Raw genomic sequence first — 3,447 nt, forward strand, 5'->3', positions numbered from 1 at the left:
CCGTAACACAGCCCGGCGATACCATTGCGCTGGAAAGCCCCTCCTACTACGGCTCCCTGCAACTTGCTGCCAGCCTGGGTTTAAAGGTGCTGGAAGTGCCTACCAACCCGGTAACCGGCGTGGAGCTGGATTACCTGGATAAAGCCATTCCACGGCATAATATTAAAGCCTGCTTATTTGTAACCAACTTCAATAACCCGCTGGGCTCCTGCATGCCGGATACGCATAAACGCGAGCTGGTACATATCCTTGAAAAGCATGGCATTCCTTTAATTGAAGATGATATTTACGGGGATATTTATTTTGGAAGGGAAAGGCCTGCCCTGTGTAAAACCTTTGATGAAAGCGGCATTGTGCTGGCCTGCAACTCCTTTTCCAAATCCCTGGCGCCCGGCTACCGCGTGGGCTGGACGCTTCCGGGCAAGTATAAGGAAAAGGTGCTGCGCCTGAAACGTAATCACTCCATTGCCTGCGCCTCACTGCCGCATGCAGCGGTAGCGCACTTCCTGGAAAACGGCCGTTATGAACATCACCTGCGCAGCATGCGCAAACAGCTGCATACCCAAAGCCTGCGCTACTTACAGGCGGTGGCAGATTATTTCCCCGAAGATACTTTGGTAACAAGACCGATGGGTGGTTTTGTACTATGGCTGGCCCTGAATGAGAATATTAATACCTATGAGCTGTATGAGCTGGCGCTAAAGAATAAGATCAGCTTTGCGCCGGGCCGCATATTTTCCCTGCAGGACCGCTACCGTAACTGTATGCGCCTGAGCTACGGTAACCCGTGGAATAAGCAGGTAGAAGAAGGTATTAAAACATTGGGGAAGCTGATCCGCAAGCTGAAAGGGTAAGCATAAAAAAGCCGGAGCAAGAATACTCCGGCGTGCTTAAACCTACAACTGTTACACTGTAACAGACACTAAAATCTTATGTTGTTTTCCTGTAATTCCAGATAGCAATGCCATTCATCACCAGCGCATATGCCAGCATAATAAGCAGGTATATTTGTATGTTGGCCCAGCCGCTGCCTTTGAGCAATACCATACGTATCACCTTTACAAAGTAGGCAATAGGATTAAACCAGGTGAGCACCTGCGCCCAGTGCGGCATATTCTCCACGGGGGTGAATAAACCACTCATGAGTATAAAGATGATCACGAAGAACCAGGCAATGAACATCGCCTGCTGCTGCGTTTCCGTGAAGGTGGAGATCAGCAAACCCATACCCAGCATAACCCAGAGATAAACGGCGGCAAACAGGAACACCAGCCACAGGCTGCCTGCCATGGGCAGATGAAACACCAGCTTCCCTACCAGCAATCCCAGGGCCAGCTCAAACAGCGCTACGATCCAAAACGGGATCAGCTTTCCTAATATAAAATGATGTTTACGTATAGGAGTTACGTTTAGCTGCTCGATGGTGCCGATTTCCTTTTCTTTCACAATATTCATCCCCGACAAAAAAGCGCCGATCATAGTTACCAATACCACAATAATGCCCGGCACCATGAATACTTTATAATCCAGGCGGGTATTGAACCAGTTGGAATAGGTAACCTCAATTACGGCAGGACCGTTGCGGCTGTCCAGCGCCAGCCACTCCGTGCGGATGTTCTGGTTAAAGCTGCGGATAATATTATTGGCATAGCCATTTGCCAGCCCTGCCTTGCTGCCGTTAATGGCATTTACCAGCAGCTGCAGAGAGGCCTGATCTTCCCGCACCAGGTCGCGCTCAAAGTGCCGGGGGATCATCAGTACAATGTCTGCTTTATCCAGCTGCAGATCTTCAAAAGCGGCTTTTTCATTAAATGTTTGCCGGTGCAGCTTAAAGTAACCACTGGCCGTAAGCTTATTCACCAGCCGCTGCGACCAGGTGGAATGATCCTGGTCCACTACATCAATAGCCAGGTTCCTTACTTCATAGTTGGCAGCATTGGCCAGCACCAGCAGCTGGATAATGGGCATCAGGAAGATGATGGCCACCATCCCCCTGTTCCGGAAGATCTGCAGGAACTCTTTTTGCAGTATAAAAAAGATGGTACGCATCAGCTTAAACGGATTTTGAATTTACGTATGCTTATTGTCACGAATAATAACGTCATACCGCATAGCACAAGACTTTGCGGCCATACTTCCCGCAGCCCGGAACCTTTGAGCATAATATCCTTGAGGATAATGATGAACCATTTAGCCGGCATTATATTAGATAACAGCTGCAGCGGAAGGGGCATGCTTTCAACAGGAAAGATGAAGCCGGACAGCAACACGGTCGGCATCAGTAAACCCATCATGGAAGCCATCATGGCGGTTTGCTGCTTATCTGTAACGGTAGATATGAGAATGCCTAAGCCCAGAGAGGTGAGCACAAACAGCGCGCATTCCAGCAACAGCAGCACAATATTGCCCTTAATGGGCATACCAAATAACCAGATGCCCATGCCCAGGATCACCAGCGCATTAATGAACGATAATACAATATAAGGCACCACCTTCCCTGTTACGATCATTGCCGGTGGTAATGGCGATACCAGTAATATTTCCATGGTGCCCAGCTCTTTTTCGCGGGCAATGGTGATGGAGGTCATCATGGCAGATACCAGCAATAATATTAAGGTCATTACACCCGGTACAAACAGGAACACACTTTTTAATGCCGGGTTGTATTGCATGCGTACCGTGGTATTAATGGTAAGCGGCATTGCCTGCGGCCCGTTCAGCTGCTGCTGGTAATTGCCGATAATGGCCCGGGCATAGTTAATGAGCGTAGTAGCGGTATTAGGATCGCCGGCATCTGCCAGCAGCTGCACCTGCGCTTTATGTAAATGGAAAAATGATTCCCCGAATTTAGGCGGGATCACTACCACCATTTTTATACGCCCTTCTTTGAAGGCCGCTTCAATAGCCCGGTGGCTTTGCAGCTCCTGGTCTATTTTAAAATAACTGCCTGCCTGCAGCTGCTGTACCAGCCGGTTGCTGTAATAGTCCCTGGATTGATCCAGTACAGCGATTTCCGCATTTTTGATCTCATTGGTAATGGCAAAACCAAAGAGCACGATCTGCACCACCGGCATTCCAAAAAGGATGAGCAGTGTACGCTTATCGCGGAAAATATGGTAAAACTCCTTTCGGGCAAATACAAAGAATTGACGCATGAGATTCAATTACGAATTATTCAATTACGAATTACGAATGGCTTGGCTTTTGTTGATTGTGCTTTTACTTTTCTTTTCTTGCGACGCACATTCTGCCTTCACTTTTTTACTTTTTACCTTTTTACTTCCCTCTTGCCAGTTTAAGGAACACCTCATCCATTGAATCGGCCTGGAACTGCGCTTTCAGCTGCCGGGGCGTATCCAGGGCTTGTATACGGCCATCCACCATAATAGAGATCCGGTCACAATACTCCGCTTCATCCATATAGTGCGTGGTTACAAATACCGTTAC

General features: G+C 48.3%; 3 protein-coding genes. 1 reads left to right on the forward strand and 2 read right to left on the reverse strand.

All coding sequences use genetic code 11. The features are described from left to right. On the forward strand, positions 1-854 hold an 854-nt coding region (locus VIM87_RS25595), incomplete at its 5' end, for a PLP-dependent aminotransferase family protein (RefSeq protein WP_331999740.1). Between the two features lie 76 nt (positions 855-930). On the opposite strand, the gene VIM87_RS25600 is transcribed toward VIM87_RS25595, so the two are convergent. Further along, positions 931-2,049, reverse strand: a complete 1,119-nt coding sequence (locus VIM87_RS25600; protein WP_331999741.1) for an ABC transporter permease — start codon at positions 2,047-2,049, stop codon at positions 931-933. Then, positions 2,049-3,155, reverse strand: coding sequence for an ABC transporter permease (locus VIM87_RS25605; RefSeq protein ID WP_331999742.1), 1,107 nt, complete (start codon positions 3,153-3,155; stop codon positions 2,049-2,051). Before VIM87_RS25605 ends, VIM87_RS25600 begins: the two co-directional genes overlap by 1 nt. Between the last annotated feature and the right edge of the window lie 292 nt (positions 3,156-3,447).

Origin of the sequence: Chitinophaga sp. (assembly GCF_036569125.1) — a bacterium.
GTDB lineage: Bacteria > Bacteroidota > Bacteroidia > Chitinophagales > Chitinophagaceae > Chitinophaga.

Excerpts from the sequence above, each read along its gene's own strand:
- VIM87_RS25600 (WP_331999741.1), bottom strand. The coding sequence starts at position 2,049 with ATGCGTACCATCTTTTTTATACTGCAAAAAGAGTTCCTGCAGATCTTC.
- VIM87_RS25605 (WP_331999742.1), bottom strand. The coding sequence starts at position 3,155 with ATGCGTCAATTCTTTGTATTTGCCCGAAAGGAGTTTTACCATATTTTC.